The sequence below is a fragment of the Limnohabitans sp. Rim11 genome (assembly GCF_001269365.1).
Classification (GTDB): domain Bacteria; phylum Pseudomonadota; class Gammaproteobacteria; order Burkholderiales; family Burkholderiaceae_C; genus Limnohabitans_A.
Genome location: NZ_CXOM01000001.1, coordinates 1 through 20,650 on the forward strand (window position 1 = coordinate 1; position 20,650 = coordinate 20,650).

Annotated in this window: 18 protein-coding genes; 7 read left to right on the plus strand and 11 right to left on the minus strand. The window is 51.5% G+C overall.

The genetic code is table 11. The features are described 5' to 3' along the window. Nucleotides 1–147: 147 nt before the first annotated feature. The 3 genes from AMM03_RS00005 to AMM03_RS00015 form a co-directional block, all read right to left on the minus strand. Complete coding sequence (locus AMM03_RS00005) at nucleotides 148–912, minus strand: HpcH/HpaI aldolase family protein (RefSeq protein WP_090128452.1); 765 nt, start codon at nucleotides 910–912, stop codon at nucleotides 148–150. Nucleotides 913–939: 27 nt separating this feature from the next. After that, nucleotides 940–2,268: an enolase C-terminal domain-like protein gene (locus AMM03_RS00010; RefSeq protein ID WP_090128453.1), complete on the minus strand. Its 1,329-nt coding sequence runs from the start codon at nucleotides 2,266–2,268 to the stop codon at nucleotides 940–942. A 108-nt stretch (nucleotides 2,269–2,376) separates the two neighbouring features. Beyond that, the gene (locus AMM03_RS00015) at nucleotides 2,377–3,114 is read right to left on the minus strand and encodes a FadR/GntR family transcriptional regulator (protein ID WP_090128454.1); all 738 of its coding nucleotides are present in this window, start codon (nucleotides 3,112–3,114) and stop codon (nucleotides 2,377–2,379) included. 121 nt (nucleotides 3,115–3,235) lie between these two features. On the opposite strand from AMM03_RS00015, the gene AMM03_RS00020 reads away from it, so the two are divergent. The 6 genes from AMM03_RS00020 to AMM03_RS00045 all read left to right on the plus strand — a co-directional run bounded on the left by AMM03_RS00020 (nucleotide 3,236) and on the right by AMM03_RS00045 (nucleotide 9,614). Further along, nucleotides 3,236–4,135: an SMP-30/gluconolactonase/LRE family protein gene (locus tag AMM03_RS00020; RefSeq protein ID WP_090128455.1), complete on the plus strand. Its 900-nt coding sequence runs from the start codon at nucleotides 3,236–3,238 to the stop codon at nucleotides 4,133–4,135. A 56-nt stretch (nucleotides 4,136–4,191) separates the two neighbouring features. After that, entirely contained in the window at nucleotides 4,192–5,157 is a 966-nt protein-coding gene (locus tag AMM03_RS00025) for a TRAP transporter substrate-binding protein (RefSeq protein WP_090128456.1), read from the plus strand. Nucleotides 5,158–5,196: 39 nt separating this feature from the next. Then, on the plus strand, nucleotides 5,197–5,685 hold the full coding sequence (locus tag AMM03_RS00030) for a TRAP transporter small permease (protein ID WP_090128457.1): 489 nt from the start codon (nucleotides 5,197–5,199) through the stop codon (nucleotides 5,683–5,685). After that, complete coding sequence (locus AMM03_RS00035) at nucleotides 5,676–6,965, plus strand: TRAP transporter large permease (protein ID WP_090128458.1); 1,290 nt, start codon at nucleotides 5,676–5,678, stop codon at nucleotides 6,963–6,965. The genes AMM03_RS00030 and AMM03_RS00035 overlap by 10 nt, the downstream gene beginning before the upstream one ends. Nucleotides 6,966–6,974: 9 nt before the next feature. After that, the gene (gene garD / locus AMM03_RS00040) at nucleotides 6,975–8,552 is read left to right on the plus strand and encodes a galactarate dehydratase (protein WP_228764512.1); all 1,578 of its coding nucleotides are present in this window, start codon (nucleotides 6,975–6,977) and stop codon (nucleotides 8,550–8,552) included. 69 nt (nucleotides 8,553–8,621) lie between these two features. Beyond that, on the plus strand, nucleotides 8,622–9,614 hold the full coding sequence (locus AMM03_RS00045) for a Bug family tripartite tricarboxylate transporter substrate binding protein (protein WP_090128459.1): 993 nt from the start codon (nucleotides 8,622–8,624) through the stop codon (nucleotides 9,612–9,614). A 19-nt stretch (nucleotides 9,615–9,633) separates the two neighbouring features. On the opposite strand, the gene AMM03_RS00050 is transcribed toward AMM03_RS00045, so the two are convergent. Next, nucleotides 9,634–10,458 carry a metal-dependent hydrolase gene (locus tag AMM03_RS00050; protein WP_090128460.1) on the minus strand — a complete coding sequence of 275 codons (825 nt, stop codon included), beginning with the start codon at nucleotides 10,456–10,458 and terminating at the stop codon, nucleotides 9,634–9,636. A 152-nt stretch (nucleotides 10,459–10,610) separates the two neighbouring features. Between AMM03_RS00050 and AMM03_RS00055 the strand changes: the two genes are divergently transcribed. Further along, complete coding sequence (locus AMM03_RS00055) at nucleotides 10,611–12,290, plus strand: sulfatase (protein ID WP_228764513.1); 1,680 nt, start codon at nucleotides 10,611–10,613, stop codon at nucleotides 12,288–12,290. A 51-nt stretch (nucleotides 12,291–12,341) separates the two neighbouring features. On the opposite strand, the gene AMM03_RS00060 is transcribed toward AMM03_RS00055, so the two are convergent. The 7 genes from AMM03_RS00060 to AMM03_RS00090 form a co-directional block, all read right to left on the minus strand. Then, on the minus strand, nucleotides 12,342–13,271 hold the full coding sequence (locus tag AMM03_RS00060; protein WP_228764514.1) for a haloalkane dehalogenase: 930 nt from the start codon (nucleotides 13,269–13,271) through the stop codon (nucleotides 12,342–12,344). 7 nt (nucleotides 13,272–13,278) lie between these two features. Further along, nucleotides 13,279–14,352 carry an MBL fold metallo-hydrolase gene (locus AMM03_RS00065; protein ID WP_194942697.1) on the minus strand — a complete coding sequence of 358 codons (1,074 nt, stop codon included), beginning with the start codon at nucleotides 14,350–14,352 and terminating at the stop codon, nucleotides 13,279–13,281. A 2-nt stretch (nucleotides 14,353–14,354) separates the two neighbouring features. Continuing rightward, a complete protein-coding gene (locus AMM03_RS00070; RefSeq protein WP_090128464.1) occupies nucleotides 14,355–15,146 on the minus strand; it encodes an SDR family NAD(P)-dependent oxidoreductase in 792 nt (263 codons plus the stop codon). Then, nucleotides 15,143–16,426, minus strand: a complete 1,284-nt coding sequence (locus AMM03_RS00075) for a hypothetical protein (RefSeq protein WP_194942698.1) — start codon at nucleotides 16,424–16,426, stop codon at nucleotides 15,143–15,145. The genes AMM03_RS00070 and AMM03_RS00075 overlap by 4 nt, the downstream gene beginning before the upstream one ends. Before the next feature lies 1 nt (nucleotide 16,427). Beyond that, nucleotides 16,428–18,227: an arylsulfatase gene (locus AMM03_RS00080; protein ID WP_090128466.1), complete on the minus strand. Its 1,800-nt coding sequence runs from the start codon at nucleotides 18,225–18,227 to the stop codon at nucleotides 16,428–16,430. Next, nucleotides 18,224–19,396: a DsbA family protein gene (locus AMM03_RS00085; RefSeq protein ID WP_228764515.1), complete on the minus strand. Its 1,173-nt coding sequence runs from the start codon at nucleotides 19,394–19,396 to the stop codon at nucleotides 18,224–18,226. The genes AMM03_RS00080 and AMM03_RS00085 overlap by 4 nt, the downstream gene beginning before the upstream one ends. An 80-nt stretch (nucleotides 19,397–19,476) precedes the next feature. Further along, entirely contained in the window at nucleotides 19,477–20,649 is a 1,173-nt protein-coding gene (locus tag AMM03_RS00090; RefSeq protein WP_194942699.1) for a SphA family protein, read from the minus strand. Nucleotide 20,650 lies beyond the last annotated feature (1 nt).

Sequence of the window (20,650 nt, forward strand, 5' to 3'; positions counted from 1 at the left end):
GGAGCACATCGCAATAGGCCTGGAGGCGTGGTCTGATTTCTTTGCCCAGATGGCCGCCCGCGCCGGTCAGCAGAAGGGGAGGRAATTTNGAGAGGACTGGGGGGTGGATTGAGCATGGCTGTCTTTTGTTTAAATTATTTAATCGAATTAGCTTTTGAAGCGTTGAGCCAGAGCTGTGGCGCTGTCACGCAAAACGTTTTGATCGGCGCCCACCGCCACAAACAAACAACCTTGCGCCACATAGTGTTTGGCCAAAGCTTCATCGCCCGTCAAAATGCCAGGCGCCTTGCCACAGGCCTTGATGCGTGCAATGGCATCGTCAATCACTTTCAAAACATCCGGGTGTTTGGGGTTGCCCAAATGTCCGAGCGCTGCTGACAAGTCGCCAGGGCCAATAAAGACACCGTCAACGCCCTCGACATTGGCAATGGCTTCTAAGTTTTCTAAGCCCTGCAGTGTTTCAACTTGCAGCAACAAGCACAACTCATTGGCATTGAGGTGCGCATAGTCTTTGACACGGCCATAGTTGCTAGCACGTGGTGCGCCGGCATAGCCCCGCACGCCTTGTGGTGGGTAGCGTGTATAGGAGACTGCATTGCGCGCTTCTTCGGCGGTTTGAATATAGGGAACCAACAAATTTTGCACGCCGACATCTAGTAGTCGTTTGAAAGTGACCATGTCGTTCCATGGCGGGCGCACGATGGGGGTGGCCATGCCGCCTTTCATGGCTTGAAGTTGCGCAACGATTTCACTCAAATCGTTGGGCGAGTGCTCCATGTCAAGCAACAACCAGTCGTAACCGCAGTCCGCCAAAATTTCGATGCTGATGGGGCTGCACAAATGCGACCACAGGCCAATTTGTTTTTGACCACTTTGAATGGCGTGTTTGAATTTGTTGTGGATCGATTGCATGTTGTGATGACTGTAGAGATTAAAGATTTAGCGAACCAGCGCTGGCATTTTGGGATTGAAGTTCCAGCCTGGAATGAGGTATTGCATGGCCATGGCATCGTTGCGAGCGCCCAGCCCATGTTGCAAATAAAGTTGGTGAGCCGCCTCAACAGCTTCCATGTTGAGCTTGACGCCTAAGCCAGGTTGAGTGGGCACTTGAATCATGCCGTCCTTGATTTGCAAGGGGTCTTGAGTGAGGTACTGCCCATCTTGCCAAATCCAATGGGTATCAATGGCGGTTACTTTGCCAGGCGCTGCGGCCGCGCAGTGAGTGAACATGGCAAGCGACACATCAAAGTGATTGTTCGAATGCGAACCCCAAGTGAGGTTGTACATCTGACACAACTGCGCCACCCGCACAGAACCTTGAAGCGTCCAAAAATGCGGATCGGCCAATGGAATGTCAACGGACTGTAGTTGAATGCTGTGCGCCATTTCGCGCCAGTCGGTGGCCACCATGTTGGTGGCTGTTGGAAGACCCGTGGCGCGCTTGAATTCAGCCATCACTTCGCGACCTGAATACACGCCTTCTGCACCACAAGGGTCTTCGGCATAGGCCATGGTGTTTCTGTGATCACGCAGCAAGCGAATGGCGTCTTTTAGCAGCCAGCCACCATTGGGGTCTAAGGTAATGCGCGCATCGGGAAAGCTTTCGTGCAGGGCTACGATGGCGTCGACTTCTTCTTCGCCGCGCAACACGCCGCCTTTGAGTTTGAAGTCTTGGAAGCCATAGCGATCTTGCGCAGCCTTGGCCAGTTTCACAATGGCTTCTGGGGTGAGCGCTTCTTCGTGTCGCAAGCGTTGCCAGTCGTTGTCAGCATGCGGTTCGCTGATGTAAGGCAGGTCTGTTTTCTTGCGATCTGCCAAGTAAAACAAATAGCCCAGAACTTGCACGCTGCTGCGCTGTTGGCCTTCGCCTAGCAATGCCGCTACTGGCACGCCAAGGTGTTGGCCTAACAAGTCGAGCAGCGCGCTTTCAAGCGCTGTGACGGCGTGTATGGCAATGCGCAAATCAAATGTTTGATTGCCCCGTCCACCTGCATCTCGGTCTGCAAATTTTTGCTGCAGTGAGTTCAATAGATTTTTGTATTGCCCAATGCTTTGACCTTCCACCCAAGGCTTTGCATCTTCAATGGTCTGGCGAATTTTTTCGCCGCCTGGCACTTCGCCAATGCCGTTGTTGCCGCTCGAGTCGGTCAGGATGACGATGTTGCGGGTGAAGAAAGGACCGTGTGCGCCGCTTAAGTTAAGTAGCATGCCGTCACGACCGGCCACTGGGATCACTTGGAGTCGTTTGATGGTGGGGGTGGAGCTCATGGCAATCAGTTTTGGGGCGTAGATACGACAATCAACATGGAATTTAAGAGATCGTACAACTTAATTTAAATGCGTGGATACTGTAAAAACCCTAGGTTGGCAGTCCAATTACTGGGCTGCGCTTTCGCTTTTCTTTAAACGGTCTCGGCTGTTGGACAAATGGGTCCGCATGGCTGCCCGCGCAGCTTCGGGATCTTGCGCGGAAATGGCATTCAAAATACTTTCGTGCTCTTCGTGAACACGACGCAAGTAGGCCAGCCGTTCCGGCGTAACGGGCAAGGGGTTATCTAGCCGACCTCTGGGAATGGCGCCTGTGCCCAGGGAATGCATTAATTCTTGGAAGTGCTTGTTTTGAGTGGCACGGGTAATTTCTTGGTGAAACAAAAAATCAGCTTGCACGGCATCGCGTCCTTCACTGATGGCTTGGTCAAAAGAGTCCATGGCCTTTCGAAGTTCTGCCAAATTTTCTGTGTTTCTCCTCTGGGCGGCTAGAGCTGCAGCCTCCGTCTCAATGCTGATTCGAAACTCAAGCAGTGCGATGACTTCGCGCAAAGTGCCCAATTGATGTGGGCTGATGCGGAAGGAGGGTGACACTTCTTGGGGTAGTACAAAGGTGCCGATGCCATGCCTTGTTTCGACCAGCATTGACGCCTGTAAACGAGAAATGGCTTCGCGGACCACCGTTCTGCTGACGCCAAAATTTTTCATGATTTCGGCTTCAGTGGGAAGTTTTTGCCCGGCCTTAAGCTGTCCGGCGCGAATTTGCAGCGTCACTTTTTCAACCATTTGCATCGCCAAACTTTTTGTTTTGCGTGGTTCTTCAATCATGCTTGCGGCGGTACTCATCGGGTAAATACTAGGTTAAAAAGTGTCTAAGTCTTGGATAATTTAAGTTGTACGACAACTTGCTTTTTGGATGTTTGTCGAAATGTAACAGAAGCTTTTTGAATTTGCGCTTAATTTTTTCATGACCTCCTTTCAAACATTTTCTAGCCACCCAGACCAAGTGGGTGAATCGCCCATTTGGGATTCTCAGGGTTCGTGTTTGTGGTGGGTCGATATTGAATCTCAGCGCATCCATCAACAATCTTTGAATGGCGCACGTCAAAGCTGGCACTTGCCAGAAAGGGTCGGCTGCATTGCCCTGACGGAAGACCGAAGAGTTTTGGCGGCCATGGAAACCAGTGTTGCACTTCTCACGCTCAAGCCTGAAGGTGTGTATGAAGCTCAAACCTTGGCGCGAATCACACACCCTAAACCCGGCATGCGATTCAACGATGGTCGTTGCGATCCTTCTGGCCGCATGTGGCTGGGCACCATGGTGATGGACATGGGCTTGGCTGACAACGCAGGCGGCTTTTATTGTTTAGACGAAAGAGGCCTCACAGGCCCCTATGTATCGGGCTTATACACGCCCAATGGTTTGGCCTTCAGTTCTGATGGCCGCACCATGTACTACTCTGACTCTCATCCGAAGGCGCAAAAAATTTGGCGCTGCGCCATTGATTTGTCGTCTGGCCAGTTGGGGCAAAGCAGATTGTTTGTTGACATGACCGATTTGCCAGGACGGCCCGATGGCGCCGCCATGGACGCTCAAGGCAACTATTGGATTTGCGGCAACGATGCAGGTCAGGTGCATTGCTTTGATTCATCGGGACATTGCTTGGAGTCTGTCCAAGTCCCATTTCCCAAGCCAGCCATGTGCGCATTCGGTGGCGCCAATTTGCAAACTTTGTTTGTCACGTCCATCGTACCTGGCAACAAAGCCTTAGATACCACTGGACAAAGCGGGCAAGTCGTCTCTGCAGAGCTCAAGCATAGGGGTTTGCCAGAGCCCGTTTTTTCCCGTTTTCCTGCACCATTGTGATTTCGTTTTTTTCAACCGTGTTCCATTCACACATTTCGTCAAACTTAGGAGACATCATGAAATTTAAAGCCCTCATTTCTGCTTTGGCTTTGGCCGGCTTGTCTTTTGCGGCGCATGCCACAGAATTCCGCTCTGCCGATACCCACAATGCCGACGACTACCCCACTGTGGTAGCGGTCAAGCACATGAGTGAAGTGCTCGAAAAAATGAGTGGCGGCAAACACAAAATCAAAGTGTTTAACAAGGCTGCATTGGGTCAAGAAAAAGAAACCATCGATCAAGTCAAAATTGGTGCGCTCGACTTTACGCGTGTCAATGTGGGCCCTATGAATGGCATCTGTCCTTTGACACAAGTGCCCACCATGCCCTTTTTGTTCTCTTCAGTAAGCCACATGCGCAAATCTTTAGATGGCGCTGCAGGTGAAGAAATCTTGAAGAGCTGTGAAGCATTCGGCTTTGTCGGCTTGGCTTTCTATGACTCAGGTGCACGTTCTATCTACGCCAAGAAAGCCATCAAAACAGTGGCTGATGCAAAGGGTTTGAAAATTCGCGTTCAACAATCTGATTTGTGGGTGGCCTTGGTCAGCGCCATGGGTGCGAATGCCACACCGATGCCTTATGGTGAGGTGTACACAGGCCTGAAAACAGGCTTGATTGATGCGGCTGAAAACAACATTCCATCGTTTGACACTGCCAAGCACGTAGAGGCTGTCAAAGTGTATTCACGCACCGAACACTCCATGGCCCCTGAAATGTTGGTCATGTCCAAAATTGTTTGGGACAAACTGCCTAAGGCCGATCAAGACATGATTCGCGCGGCAGCCAAAGAGTCTGTGGCTTTCCAGCGTAAAAAATGGGATGAGCAAGAAGCCAAATCTTTGGCCAATGTCAAAGCTGCTGGCGCAGAAATTGTGGAAGTCGATAAAAAGTCTTTCCAAGCTGTCATGGGTCCTGTCTACGACAAGTTCATGACCACGCCCGACATGAAGCGTTTGGTTAAAACGATTCAAGATACCAAGTAATCTCTAGCTCACCAGGTTGAAATTTGAAGGCGATTTTGTATGTTCACTAAGTTTTGTGCGGCCTTGTCGAAAATCAGCCTGGTGCTAGCAATTATTGGTTTGCTGTCTGTGGTGCTGTGCGTCCAATGGCAAGTCATTGGACGCTATGTATTTAATGACACACCCACATGGGCCGAGGCTTTGGCCATGCTCATTGTGCTTTTTGTCACAGCCTTTGGTTTGGGTGTGGGCGTTCGGGATGCGGGGCACATTGGTATGGAGTCCTTGATTGTTCTCTTGCCAGAAAAGTGGCGTGTGCGTTTAGAACTTCTGATTCACGCTTTGGTGGCTGTCTTTGGTTATCTCATGGTGCAAAGCGGTTGGATGTGGGCCAGTGCCAAGTGGCAAGAGAAGAAGCCCATGCTGCCTGTGCCGGATGGCATTGACTATGTGCCCGTCATCATTGCGGGTGGACTCATTTTTATTTTCTCCATCGAGCATATCGTCGCCTTGCTTCGCGGTGAAGTTGTGGAACCATCATGGAATTAACGGTACTCGGTCTGAGTTTTACGCTCTTGCTCATCTTGGGTGTGCCGGTGGCTTTTGCCATCGGACTTTCCTCTGTTCTAACGATCATCGCTGCAGGTTTGCCAGTGGCAGTCGTCTTCCAAAAAATGGTTGGCGGTATGCAAGTGTTTTCGTTTCTGGCCATTCCATTTTTTGTCTTTGCCGGCGAACTCATGCTCTACGGCGGTATAGCCGATCGCATTGTCAAATTTGCCAACAGTTTGGTAGGCCATGTTCGTGGTGGTCTTGGCATGAGCAACGTGTTGGGTTGCACCATTTTTGGCGGCATTGCAGGCTCGCCTTTGGCCGATGTCTCAGCCATAGGCTCGGTCATGATTCCACTCATGAAGAAAGAGGGTTATGACGCCGACTATGCTGTCAACGTCACAACCCATGCCGCGTTGGTGGGCGCCATCATGCCCACGTCCCACAACTTGATTATTTTTACGCTGGCCACATCAGGCATTGCCTCTGTCAGCATTTTGGGCTTGATATTGGCTGGCTTGGTGCCGGCCATCATTTTGACAATTTGCAACTTGGCCGCAGCCTACTATGTTGCTGTTAAACGCGGCTACCCCACGCACGGCAAATTTCCAGGTTGGTCGGTGGTCTTGATGGCCTTCTTGGCGGCACTCCCTGGCCTGTTTGTGGTGGTCATCATTTTGGGTGGCATTTTGTCGGGCGCTTTCACGGCTACAGAATCAGCGTCTATCGCCGTGGCATGGGCCTTGTTTGTCACGGTGGTGGTGTACAAGTCTTTAACGTGGGCCCACTTCTTAAAAGCATGTGCCAAGGCCTGCAAAACAACGGGTGTTGTTTTGTTGCTAATTGGTATTTCTGCCGCGTTTGGTTACTTCATGGCTTTGTATGAAGTACCCCAAAAAACCGGCGAGATGATGAAGCTGGTCAGCGACCAACCATGGGTCATTTTTCTCATGATCAATGTGCTGTTGTTCATTTTGGGAACGTTTTTGGACATGGCCGCCACCATCCTTATTTGCACGCCCATTTTCTTGCCCATTGCCATGCAGTTTGGCATGGACCCCTTGCAGTTTGGTATTTTGATGCTCATCAATTGCGCGTTGGGTTTGAATACGCCACCTGTCGGAACTGTTCAGTTTGTCGGGTGTGCCATCGGTGAAATATCGGTCGGGCAAGTCATGCGGACCATTGCACCTTTCTATGGTGCACTTGGCATGACGCTGCTTGCTGTGACCTACGTTCCCGCATTCTCTTTGTGGTTGCCGCAAATTTTTAAATGATGGTTTGATATGAATGCGAATGCTTATCCCGTCATCGCCATGCACGAGGCTGACAACGTAGCAATCGTGGTAACAACCGGGGGATTGAAGGCGGGGGCGCAAGTTCGCAAACATCGCGACTCACCTAGAGTAACTCTGGTCAATGCTGTGCCCCAGGGCCACAAGGTGGCGCTCGTTGATATTCGGGCTGGGCAGCCCGTCTTGCGCTATAACGTGAGCATTGGCATTGCCAAACAAAACATCGAGGCTGGCAGTTGGGTCCATGAGCGATTGCTCGAGATCCCATCTGCACGCAACTTTGAAAATTTACCCATGGCTACCGCCCAAGTGCCCGTTTCAGAAGCGCTAAAAGAATTTACGTTTGAAGGCTATCGAAACGCTGATGGATCAGTGGGTACTCGCAACATTTTGGCTGTGACCACCACAGTTCAATGCGTGGCCGGCGTTGTCGATTTGGCGGTCCAAAAAATCAAGCAAGAATTGTTGCCGCTTTATGCCAACGTCGATGACGTGGTTGGCATTGAACACGCTTACGGTTGTGGTGTCGCCATCGATGCACCAGACGCTGTCATTCCTATTCGAACTTTGCGCAATATCAGCTTGAACCCCAACTTTGGCAATGAAGTCTTGGTGGTCAGTTTGGGCTGCGAAAAATTACCGCCGCAACGTTTGCTACCACCAGGAAGTTTTCCGTTAATGCCCGCGCAGTCAGAAAGCGATGGCCCTCATACAGTCTGTTTGCAAGACGAACAGCATGTGGGTTTTATGAGCATGATTCAACACATTGTTGACAGTGCCAAGCCCCATTTGGAAAGACTGAATGCAAGACGTCGCGAGACCGTCCCTGCCAGTGCGCTGGTGGTTGGCGTCCAATGTGGTGGCAGTGACGCATTCTCGGGCGTCACGGCCAATCCCATCGTTGGCTATGCCACCGACTTGTTAGTGCGTGCTGGTGCCACGGTCATGTTCAGTGAGAACACGGAAGTCAGAGACGCAGTGGCCCAACTCACGCACCGCGCTGCCAACACCGAAGTGGCTCAAAGCATTGTGCGCGAGTTGTCTTGGTACGATCAATATTTAGATCGCGGCCAAGCAGATCGAAGTGCCAACACCACACCCGGCAACAAAGCGGGTGGTTTGTCTAACATTGTCGAAAAAGCCATGGGCTCGATTGTGAAAAGCGGCTCTATGCCTATTCAGCATGTGCTTGCCCCGGGTGAAAAATTACAAGCCCATCAAAAGGGCTTGGTGTTTGCGGCCACACCTGCCAGTGATTTCATTTGTGGCACTTTGCAATTGGCCGCCGGCATGAACCTGCATGTGTTCACAACGGGCCGAGGCACACCCTATGGCTTGCAAGCATGTCCTGTTTTAAAAGTGGCGACCAGAACAGAATTGGCCCAACGGTGGCACGACTTAATGGACCTGAACGCAGGCCGGGTAGCCGACGGCGAGATCACGATTGAAGAAGGCGGTTGGGAACTTTTCAAGTTGTTGCTGGAGGTGGCCAGTGGCCGCCAAACTTGGGCGGAACACTGGAAGCTGCACAACGCTTTGGTTTTGTTCAACCCTGCACCCATTACTTGAAGCCAACCCTAGATACTGCCTTTCAAAAGAACTTTATAAGCACCTAGAAACAATCACCAGGAGACCCTTATGACTCAACGCCGTCAATTTTTGCAAACGTCTGTTGCCCTTGCCTCAGGCTTGCTCGCAACCTCAGCGTTCAGCCAAGCCGCATGGCCTTCAAAGCCTATTAATTATTTGGTGGCGTTCCCTGCGGGCGGCACCACCGATATCTTGGCGCGCCTGGTGTCTCAAAAATTGGGCGCAGCGCTAGGGACTACCTTGGTGATTGAAAACAAAGGTGGCGCTGGTGGCAGCGTCGGATCAGAAATTGCAGCGCGTGCGCCAGCAGATGGTTATCACCTGCTAGGCGGCACCATCAGCTCGCACGCCATCAACATCAGCTTGTATCCCAAATTGGCTTACGACCCGATCAAGTCTTTTACGCCTGTTTATTTGTATGGCACCAACCCAGTCGTCTTGGTGGTCGCGGCCAACAGCCCTTACAAAACACTGCGTGATTTGATGACAGCGGCCAAAGCCAATCCTGGTAAGTTATCGGGCGCATCTGCAGGTAACGGCACATCGCAACATTTGGCCCAAGAATTATTGGCTTTCAAAGGCGATGTCAAATTTACCCATGTGCCTTACAAAGGAAGTGCGCCTGCCATTCAAGATGTGATGAGTGGCCAAGTTGATTTCATGTTTGACACCACCGTAGTGGCCGGCGCGCACATTCAAAGCGGCAAGCTTCGTGCGTTGGCAGTCACTTCGGGCAAGCGCTTGACCGATTCATTCACGGACGTTCCCACCGTAGCCGAATCTGGCTGGCCCGGAACGCAAGGTTTTGAAGTGGTGTCTTGGCAAGCGCTGTTTGCGCCAGCTGGCACACCCAAACCCATTGTCGATAAATTGCATGCCGAAATTCTGAAGATCATTCAAACACCTGAAATGCAAGATCGAATCAAAGGCCTGGGCATGCAACCTTCGGCATTGACGCCCGAACAGGTGCTGAATTTTCAAAAAGCAGAAATTGAAAAATGGGCGCAAGTCATTAAAGCCGCCAACATCAAACTCGATTGAGCTTCATCGAGCTTGAAATTCAGCTGCTGCGGCCTACCAAGCTGTAAGCGCTCGAATTGTTTTGCAGCCACTCCTGTGACAGCTTGTCACTCTGCTGTGCAGGGTGGAAGCTGGCTTTTTTGTAGGCTTTCCAATGGCCATAGTTGCTACTCAGCAAGCCATCTTTGCCCAACAACAATTGGTAGCCGCTTTTCCAAGTACTGATCTTGAACAAGCTGCCATCACGCCACAAGTTGTGCATGGTTTGAAGCATCACATCGGTGAGGAAGGTGTAGGTCACGTAATGAAAAATGCGGATGCGCCATTGTTCATTGCCGCCCAAAGCTTTGTACACATCGAAGGCTGTGCAGCGGTGCTCTGCTTCTTCTGCAGCATGCCATTGCCACATGGTTTTTAAACGCGGCTCGGTACCCTCAAAAATTTCGGAGTGGCCTAGCAGCCAATCTGCAAAGATATCGGTGAAGTGTTCGGTGGCTGCGGTCGCCGCCAATTGTTGGCGAACATTTTGGTGCGCATTGGCTTTGATTCGATTGGCCGAACGCACGGCAATCTTGTTGTCAAAACCTTGAAGTTCTAAGTGGCCGTTGAACAATGCATGAATACGGCGATGTGTGGCCTCTTGACCAATGAAGCCTTGAACCTCGGCTGCAAATTTGGCACGGGTTGCTTCGTCCATTTGCTTAGCGCCTTCACGGACCGAGTCAATGAAGAACTGCTCACCTACGGGAAAGCTCATGGACAGCGCATTGAAGAAAGCAGACTTGAATGCGTCGCCGCCGCACCACCGCGTGTCAAACGGGGTGGTGAGATCGACCAACAATTTTCTAACGGCCAGTTCTGACATTTGAATCTTTCGAAGTAACCAAGGGTTTATGGGACTACTCGGTTTGCTGATATTTTGATAGATTCTCCCATACATCCATGTATGTTCAAGCGACATCCCTGATTCAAAAGGGTTTTTGGAGCAGGTTCGTACCTAGTCAAGGGCCTTTTATTTTGAAAAAACTAGCCATTGCGTTTGCATTTTTAATATCGCTGCTGGTGCTTGCCGTGGGTGGCTTGTACCTCAAGGGCGGCTCGGCTGAAGTGCTACTTTGGGCCGTCAAAATCTTCTTGCGCCAAGAGCACGAGTCCAACAAGGAGGTCACTTGGGCCATCCCCAAGGCCAATGGCGATGCTGTCCAAACACCCACGGGTACCAAACCACCCAACGTCATCCTCATTGTGGCCGACGACCTGGGCTACAACGACATCAGCTTGAATGGCGGCGGCTTGGCCAACGGCAGCGTACCGACACCTCACATCAACAGCTTGGCGCAGCAAGGTGCCAATTTCGACACCAGTTACTCTGGCAATGCCACCTGCGCCCCCTCGCGCGCAGCCATCATGACGGGCCGTTATCCCACGCGCTTTGGCTTTGAGTTCACGCCCACCCCCAAGCAATTTATGAAGGTCATTGGGCATTACAAGGGCGACCATCAACTCTACGATGCCATTTATCACAAAGATCGAGAAAAAGACCTGATTCCCTACGAAACCATGGGCCTGCCTCAGTCAGAAATTACGCTGGCCAAACTGCTGAAGGGCAATGGTTATAGAACGCTGCATGTAGGCAAATGGCATTTAGGCGATGCATCTGAATTCAGGTCCTATCAGCATGGTTTTGATCAATCCTTGTCATTTCCGCACGCCAGTTCTCTTTATTTGCCAGAGAACGATCCCAATGTCGTCAACTCGCAGCAATCGTTTGACATCATTGACAGATTCCAATGGGCTGCAGGCAGTTTTGGCATGCGCTTCAACGACGGCGAGTTGTTCAAACCCAAGCGTTATGTCACCGATTACATGACGGATGAGGCCGAAAAAGCCATCGAGGCCAATCGCAACCACCCCTTCTTTCTTTACTTGGCATACACCGCGCCGCACACGCCTTTGCAAGCCACCAAGGAAGACTATGCCGCCCTGTCGCACATCGAAGATCACACGCTGCGTGTTTATGCCGCCATGGTGCGCAACCTCGATCGCAACATTGGCCGCGTGCTTCAAACGCTCAAAGACAAAGGTTTAGATGACAACACCATCGTGATTTTTACCAGCGACAACGGCGGTGCTCACTATGTGGGCCTTGACGGTTTGAACAGCCCTTATCGCGGCTGGAAAGCCACCTTCTTTGAGGGGGGCATCCGGGTGCCCTTGTTCATGCGTTGGCCGGCGGCTATTCCCAAGGGTGTTCAACCCAAGGTGGCCGTCAATCACATAGATATCTTTTCTACGGTGGCGGCAGCGACGGGTGCCAAGCTACCCAGCGACAGACCCATTGACGGCATCAACTTGTTGCCACAAATTGGCAAGCCTGCCGACAAAGGTCCAGAGCGCTCTCTCTTTTGGCGGACAGACACATACCGGGTGATTCGCAAAGGCGATTGGAAATTGCAAGTGACGCAAAATCCGAAAAAGGATTGGCTTTACAACATGGCCATCGACCCCACAGAGAAAAATAACTTGGCTTCGAAGGAGCCCGAAAGAGTGGCCGCCCTTAAGAAAGAATTAGAAGCTTTCAACGCCACACAGGTGAAACCCAGTTGGCCATCGATGGCAGAAGCGGCCATTGCCATTGATAAAAATCTACGGCAAAAAATGACGCCTACCGACGAGTATGTTTACTACGGCAACTAAGCCGCAAACAAGCCTCAAACAAGCCGCAACTAAGCTACAGCTAAGCGCCCATTAAGTTGACTGAATAAACTGCACCAAAGCTTGGGCCACTTCTTCCCCTTTGTCTTCTTGAACAAAGTGGCCTGCGCCTCTAATTTTGGTGTGGTTTTGCCCTGCTGCACCTGGGACTAATTTTTGCCAGAGTTTCTCGCCCCCTTTGGTGACAGGGTCGCGCGTGCTAAACAGCGTGATGAAAGGCTTGGTCCAAGCTTTGTACATCTCCCAAGCTTTTTCGTTGGCCTCTCTTGCCGGGTTGCTGGGGTGAATGGGCACCAAGGTGGGAAACACTCTGGCACCCACGGCGTAGCGAGTATTGGGGTAGGGCGCGTCGTAGGCCGCAACCGCTGCATCGCTCAAGCCTTGAGCACACCCTGTGCGCACAATTTTGCCAATGGGAAACCAGGGGCTGTACATGGCAAATGCACGCCAAATATGAAAAGCACGCGGGATTTTTTCTTTGCCAGTTGGCAAGCCACCGTTGCTCAGGGCAATGCGGGCAAATCGATCGGGCATCTCGGCCACCATGCGAAGGCCAATCAAGGAGCCCCAGTCTTGACAGAAAAGAGTGATGTCTTTGGCGTCAACAGATTCAAGCCATGCGCTCATCCACTGCACATGGTTGTCGTAGGTGTAGTCTGAGCGTTTGGTGGGCTTGTCTGTGCGGCCAAAACCGACTTGATCGGGCACCAACACGCGCATGCCTGCCGCCACCAACACAGGAATCATTTTTCGGTACAAGAATGACCAAGCAGGCTCACCGTGCATGAGCAAGACCACAGGCCCATCGCGCGGGCCTTCGTCAATGTGCGCCACGCGCAGACCGCCTATTTGGGTGTAGTGCGGTGTGTAGTCAAAGTCAGGCAGGTTTTGAAATCTTTCGTCGGGTGTTCGCAGAAAATTTTCAACGTGGGGCAATGTTCGCATGGCGGTGGTCAGACTCACAATAGGTTTAAAAAAGTTGTTTGACTTGAATGGTTTTTTGCCCGGCGGGCAAGCTCAAAAAGTCGCCATCTTTGGCCACTAGAATCTTGCCTTTGAAGACGTCGCTGGTGCCCTTTAAAAAGACATCGACCAAGCCTGGCAATGGCAAGGGCGGGGCAATGTGGTGCAACAACAAATAAGCGACCTGTGCTTCTTGGGCAATTTGGGCCGCTTGAACGGGCGAGGTGTGGTAGTCCGTGATGTCCTTCATGATTTGCTCAAGCTTGTCGCGTTTGGCTGTCTTGGCACCTTCTTGCAAGAGCTTCATCAGTTCCATGGACATGGCTTCGTGAATCAAAACATCGACCCCTTGCGAGGCCTTGGTGACATGGACTGAAGGGGTGGTGTCGCCACTGATCACAATGTTTCTGTCTTTGTATTGAATTTTGTAGCCCACAGCAGGGTGAATCGGCGCGTGCGCTACGTTGAAGGCGTAAATTTGGGTGTCTTGACTGTCATAGACCAAGGCGGTTTCAAACGCTTGGGCATTGAAACGAATGGCTTGCGCGCCAAAGCCACTGTTGGGAACAATGGCCTCACCATGATGCGCCACACGATAGCCGCGGTCTAGGCTGTAGGCTTGCATGAAGCCATTGACCACGGTCTCAACGCCATCAGGTCCATACACTTTGACAGGTTGTGAGTTGGAATTGGAAACCCAGCGTTGCAGCAGCAACTCGCCCATGCCATCGATGTGATCAGAATGAAAGTGCGTCAAGAAGATGCCATCGATCAGGCCTGTGTTGAAACCCATCTTGTTGATGTTGCGGACACTGGCGTTGCCTGTATCAAAGACAAACATTTTCTGACCCGCAATGACCAAAGTGCAGGGGCCGCCTCGCTTTTCATCGGGCATGGGCGAGCCTGCGCCACACACAGCAATGTGCAAACCATCGGGTAAGTCTTGGATCGGGTTGCTGCTCATGCGCTGGGCTGCCACGCGTTTGGCAATGGCCATGCTGAGCGGTTCGCGAAATGCGTACAACGCACCTGCCACCAAGACCAGCACCAAGAAGAACGAAGTTGTTTTGGTCAAGCGCATGGTCATACTCCAAAAATTCTGGCTAGGCGAATGCCAAAGCCTTGTATCCAAGGCGAGACATAACGCAACTTAGGTCGGCTGGCCTCGGCCGCCTTCACGATTTGATTGACGATGCCTTGCGTGCTTCGGGCTTCTAAAAACTTGAAAGTAGCGCGCTCTTTCTTTTTCATGGCTTCTGCTTGATGCGCAAAATAAGAGCTTGCATTCATCCATTGGTATTTGCTGTTGGTCATGGCCTGGTTAAAGCCTGTGTGAATGGCGCCAGGCTCAATCAGGGCAATCTGAATGTTCTTTTTTAGTTGGTCCATCTCTGCTCGAAGACCCGCACCGGCTGCAGAAAGCGCAAACTTGCTCATGCTGTAAGGCATCAAAAACGGCATGGGCACCCTGCCTGCAATGGAGCTCACAAACAGCACGGTGCCTTTTTCTCTGGCAATCATGCCGCGGAGGGCCACTTGCGTGAGTGCCAAAGTTGCAAACAAGTTGACTTCAAATATCTGCCTCACGCGTTGCATGTCTACTTCGGCCAAAGAGCCCGATTCACCCATGCCCGCGTTGTTGAGCAGTACGTCAATGGGGTAGGCCGCGATGGCTTCGCGATCTGCTTCGAGGGTGATATCGAGTTTAAAAATTTCTAGCACCACATTTCTGTTGGTAGCCTCAATTCGCAGGACATCCGACTGTGCTTCAGTTTGCGTGGTGGCCAAAACCCGATGACCTCGCAGCGCCAGTGCAAATGCAGCGTCCTTGCCAATGCCGGTTCCTGCGCCTGTGATCAGAATCGTTTTTTTCATGTTGATTTAGTTGCTTCTGTTTTGAAGACGCGTGTGAGGCGATCCATTGAGCACCAGTAAAAATCGTTGTGCCAACCAGCACTGGGAAACACCACGCCCTGCATATGGCCACCCGTATTCACACGCGATTTTTCTTGGCCAGTTTCAATGTCCAGAACCACCACCTGCTCGTTGAAGCGTTTGTAGTCATTAACGCACAACTCGCCCGTACTCGGGAATAAAAGCATGTGGCTGGCTGCGCCCATTTCAGGCAGATGCCACAAGGCTTCTAATTGCACATCGGAAGTATGGGGCAAAGAATGAATTCGCCAGGCCTTTAGATGGCGATTGGCGGAATCAAAGCCGACCACAATACGCCTTTCAATATCCACCAAGGGCGGATTGGTGATGCTGCCAAAAGGCAAGCCGCTAACAGGCCACGCTTGCAATGAATCAGTTTGATTTAGCGAAACACGTATCAAGCGATTGGGTTCTTTGTTTTGGCCCGCACCCAACATGCTCAGCAGGTAGTTGTGTTGGCCGTTGTCCATCAGCCAACCGTTGTCGCCTTCAATCACCATGTCCCACCCATAAGTTTGAGACGCACCTTGGAGGTAATGGCATTGCCACTTGGGGTCACGTATCAAACGCTGAGACGTGTCATCCCAGTGGTATCGCCAAACGCGTGTCACACCCACCACATACACGGTGTTGCCAACAGCACTCAAACGGGCAATGGAGGCTTCGGGGCAAATGACATCGTTGCACGCCGATTTGAAGTTGTCGGGGTTGAGCGTTGTGAGTTGGGCATGCGTGGTGCGCGACAAATTTTTAGTCACGATCAAGCCATTGTTCAACACCACAAACGAGTTGTAGGCTTCATGGATGGGCAACAAATAGGACTTCAGCACGTTGCACTGACGATCTAGTTTGTGGGCATATCTGCCATACACCACCACCAAGCTGCCATTGGCGTGAACGGCCATACCGCCTGGCCACATGGGTCCCCCTTTGAGAGGGATAGATTTTCGAATGGTTTTGAGCGTGATGGGATCGATCAAACTGACCGTTGCAGTGGTCGGCAATCCTAGATGCGATCGAAGGACAGAGTGGGTCAGTAAAAAAACTTCGCCCGGTGCACCCAACACAGTCATGGTGGACATCTGGGTTCTGCGGCTTCGGGCTTGCAGCGATGCGCCATCTTTTAAATTCAAGCCGCTGTTAGCGGGGGCTGCTTGCAGTCTGGCCGGGCCTGCATCTTCGCTAGGCCAGGGACTTTCAAAGTAGCCTGAGGACTGCATGCTAGGCCGTTCTTCTGGCACGGCGTCGGCGCCATGCCCAAACCACGGCTGTGGTTAAGACAAGAAAGAAGACCAGCAAATGCCATTGGTAGCGCGGCCAGTACACAAACACCAAGGAGTTGATGATGACTTGCTGAATGGGGTCATAGCCAGCAGGCATGGCCAGGACGCCATTGGCTTTGGCCCATTTGGCGTAATCGGCTTGCATGCTTTGGAATAAATCAGGCAATGCACGTTGCAGATCTTGGGTCTCTCCAGGGTCTGTCATGATGTTGTAGAGATGCCATTTGCCATCCCCTACGGGCGCCAAGTTGCTGACCAATTTGTAGTCGCCTTTGAACAATGCCAAATTGCCAGAGAGCTCGTAACCCAAAACTTCATCGGGACTGCGAACGCGTGTGGCGTTGCCTGCAATCACGGGTAACAAACTGTGACCCGTCAGAGGATAAATGCTCTGACCTTTGTAGCTGGTGCCTGGATGTTCAACTTTGGCCAAATCCAACAGGGTGGGCACAATGTCATTGACATGCGTGAGGCTGTGATGAATCCGAGCTTGAGTATCTTTAGCCTTGGAGGGTACACCAGAAATAATCAAGGGCACTCGAATGCCGCCTTCTCCTGCATAAAACTTGTAGGTACTTAAAGGCGATGTGGCTGCGCTGGCCCATTGGGGGCCAATGATGCTGTATGCGCCTTTGCTGCCCAGCTTGTCGATGTCGCGGTTGTAATTTTGATCTAGCCACCAACGGCCAACTGCCAAGGCATAGGGGTCTGAAGCCTCTGCGCCGTTGTCCGACAAAAATACAAAAACGGTATTGTCGTACTCGCCAGTTTCTTTCAAGTGCGCCATGAGGCGGCCAATGTGATGGTCCATGGCTTCAGCCATGGCCGCATAGACCTCCATGCGCCTTGCTTGGTAGGCTTTGTCTGTTGGGCTTAACGAGTCCCAAGCAATGTGCGTGCTTGGCAAGGCTGCCATGGGCGTATTGGCGGGCAACAAACCCAGCGCAATGGCTTTGTTGCGTCGTTCTTGTCGCAAGACATCCCAGCCTTGGTCGTACTTGCCTTTGTATTTGTCAATAAATTCTTGGGGCGCTTGAAGGGGAATGTGATTGGCTTGAAAAGCCACATACGCAAAAAAAGGCTTGTCTGATTTGGCGTCTGTTTTGAGATAGTCCAAAGTTTTGTTGATGTAAAACTCGGTTGAGTAAAACTCTTTGGGCATCTTGGCTTCTTGGCCATTCTCGTACCAATAAACTTTGTCGGTCAGGTCGAGGTACAGCTTGCCGGTTTCCCAATTGTCGGAGCCGCTGTCGCCCATGACCAATGAACGGTCAAAGCCTCTGGCAGGGGGCAAATTGTGGGGCTCTTTGCCAACGTGCCATTTGCCCGCCACATAGGTTCGGTAGCCGCTGTCTTGAAGCAAGGAGGCCACTGTGACCACGCGGTTGTTAAGAACGCTCAGGTAGCCTGCGCGGCCCACATGCGACTGGGGAATGGTCTCGCGCATGTTGCCAACCCCATTGAGGTGATTGTCAACGCCTGTCAAGAGCATCGACCTTGTGGGTGAGCAAGATGCACTGACGTGAAAGTTTGAAAAGCGCGTGCCACTTTGGGCCAATTGATTCAAGTGGGGTGTTTGAATTTCGCTGCCAAAAGCGCCTACATCGCTGTAACCCCAGTCGTCTGCCAACATCAAAACGATGTTGGGTTTTTTGGCCCAAACGCTGGCGCTGGACATTAGGAGCAATGCCATTAAAGCGACTAGCCATGGGGTGTGAATGCGATTTTGGTGTTTCATGTTGAAGCGCTTGACGCGGTTTGGGCGCTGTTGAACTTGTCGTGCAAAGCTTTTTCAATGACCCAGAACCTGTCTTGCCCCCAGGCCGCTGTGTTTTCAAATTTGAATGAAGGAACACCCCAGAGGCCCATTGAAAACAAAGCCTGTCTGTTTTGCTCTGCAATGGCACGCCAATGGGTGTCGTTGGATTTGCTTTTGAGAATGTCTTTGGCAGCAGTCCAATTCAAGCCTGCCCGTTCAACCATTATTTTGAGATGTTTGTCAGTGCCCGCGTCCAAGCCTTCGGCCCACACGCCCTGCATGAAGGACATCACATAGGCCTCTGCCGCATTGTGCATTTCGGCAAAGGGCATGAGGGCCAAGCCTCGTTCTGTGGGTTTGCCCAGCGGATCGTTCACGCAGCCAAACGGCACTCCCTGAACAAAGGCCTCGCGCGCGGCATCGAGGCTGATGTAACGGCGTTTTTCTGCAGGCACAGGCAAGCCACGCATGACCATGGGCAGAACATAACGCAAATTAACTTCAATGCCGGATTGGCGTGCCCAATGGAAAACTTTGGCCACGGAGATGGCCGAGTAGGGGCTTCTGAGTGAAAAGAAAAAATCAATGCTGGTGCCTTCTGGCGCATTGGCAAAATCTTGGTATTGAATGGTGGGGAAAAGGGGGCCTTGATAGGTCGATTTGGACAAACCCAGCGTGTTCAATCTGTCTTCGAGATGGTGCAAACGATCTATGCCCCAGTACCATTCGCCTTCGTAATAAAGAGTAGCGCCTAAGTAGTGGCCCCATTTTTTTCGCAAAGCATTGGCGACTGCTGAAGCTTGCGGCTGTGCCGTTAAGGCCTGCGCATCGATTGGCTTGAAAGTCCAATCGATATTGAAATGGTCCGCCAAACGTTGAGCGTCTGTTTGGCTATAGGCATTGAGCAGTTCACGTTCTGGCACTGCCGAGTCCTCAGGGGGGCTCGTGATGTGTCTTTCAATGCACACATCGAAGCGCGATTGAAGTTGCGGCAAGACACAGTCTAGAAGTTGCGAATAAGGATCGTCTATTTGGTGAAAAAAGTGCAGGGTATGAGGACGACCTTGGGCCACACGTTTTTTTTCTGCGCTGACTCGTTGCTTAAGTAGACGAGCGCGAGATAAAAAAAGTTGGCTGATGACAGGCATCAGCCAACTTTTAAGACTTCTTAGAGCCATCGCAATAGACCAATGAAACTAAGAGGGTGGATTCAAAAAAAACTTAGTTCTTAAAAAGCCTTGATCAAACGCAGCTGATAGCTTGTCACGTCAATGGCATTGCGCCCAGAGAAGTTGCGGTTGATTTGGAAATTAAGACCCATGTCTTGACCTGGAATCTTGTAGGAGACGAAGGGGCCACCACCCATGGTTTTGTAACGACCATTGATTGTTTTGGTGAGGTCTGCGCCTGAGTAGGAGTCATCCGTAATCTGCTGAGTAGAGAACAGATTAAAGCCAATGGCTGTATCGCCCATGACCTTCACCACAGCGCCTTCTGCATAGATGTAGTTGCCGCTTTTGTATTTAGAGTCTTTGTTCTCGGTGTTGAAACCGTAGGCAAATCTGCCGGCGATGGTGACGCCTGCATCCCAATCTTGGTGAGAGTAATTTGGATTCAGGTTGTAGGTGAAGGCAACACCAGGACGAACAGTGTAGAAGTTGCCGAAGCCAGGGTTGGCTTGCGTCAGAGCGTCTCTAGCGACGTCGTATTTGCCAGTCGGTACAAAAACGGAGACACCCGCTGCAACCTTGACGCGGTCAGTGTGTCGAACCCAAACAGCAGACAGTTCGGTATCGCCAATGCCAGCAGCATCGCCTGTAGCGGTAGCCGAAGCGGCTGCTGCGCCAGCTTTAACGGCGTTATTGATCATTGCCGCGTTAGCCGCTGGAACGACGTTCGGTGAGAACGTTGCGTCTGGATATGTCACCAGTAATGTACGGCTTTGTTTAACCAAGGGCACATTGGCTACAAAGGCAATTCTGCCATCGCCATAGGTGGTCTCCGTCAGGTATCCGCCAGCGATGTTGATTTGTGTTTGGTCTTGGGTCAGAGCGACTGAACCTGGCGCAACACTCGCTTGCACGTTAGCAAGTGGTGTACCGTTAAATCTAGGATCGACCAATCTGAGCGGGGTTGAATTAAGCGGTGAGGCCTTGGTTAAGCCGCCACCATCTGGGCCTTTGATGCCTTCAATGGTCAATTGTGTCAGGCTGACTGTTCCAAAAAATCCAGGTTTATCTGCAGGTGTTGCAATGTCACCACCAAAACTACCAACGGGTGATTGGCGCAACTTGTAGCTTTCTGCGGCGCTGGCATTGAAGCTGGCTGCGAGGGCGGCGACCAAGGGTAGAGTTGTCATCACCAATGTTGAAAGTGGTTTTGAACGCTGAGATGTGAACATG